The sequence below is a fragment of the Zoogloea sp. LCSB751 genome, from assembly GCF_002028455.1.
Classification (GTDB): domain Bacteria; phylum Pseudomonadota; class Gammaproteobacteria; order Burkholderiales; family Rhodocyclaceae; genus Zoogloea.
Map to the genome: position 1 here is coordinate 1 of NZ_MWUM01000351.1, position 257 is coordinate 257.

Annotated in this window: 1 protein-coding gene; it reads left to right on the plus strand. The window is 67.3% G+C overall.

Annotated features, from left to right (window positions below; all coding sequences use genetic code 11):
* Nucleotides 1-257, plus strand: a 257-nt coding sequence (locus B4920_RS26920; RefSeq protein ID WP_216820093.1) for a hypothetical protein, incomplete at both ends; no start/stop codon positions are given.

A 257-nucleotide genomic window follows, 5' to 3' on the forward strand; every position in this document is an offset into this window, starting at 1 on the left:
GAGCCACCATGGCCTGCTCGGTCACGAGATGGTCTCCCTGCTCATCGGCGTCGGCGTCATCACCCTTTCTCTCACCCCCTGGTTGGTGCAGCGGGCGCTGGGGCTCGCCCACTCCCTCACCGACGGGGCCCTGCTCTCGCGCGCCGGGGTCGCCCAGTCGGGGCTCAGCAAGCATCAGCATGTCATCATCGCCGGCTTCGGGCGTACCGGGCAGACCTGTGCCCGCTTTCTCAAACTCGAGGAGATCCCCTTTCTCG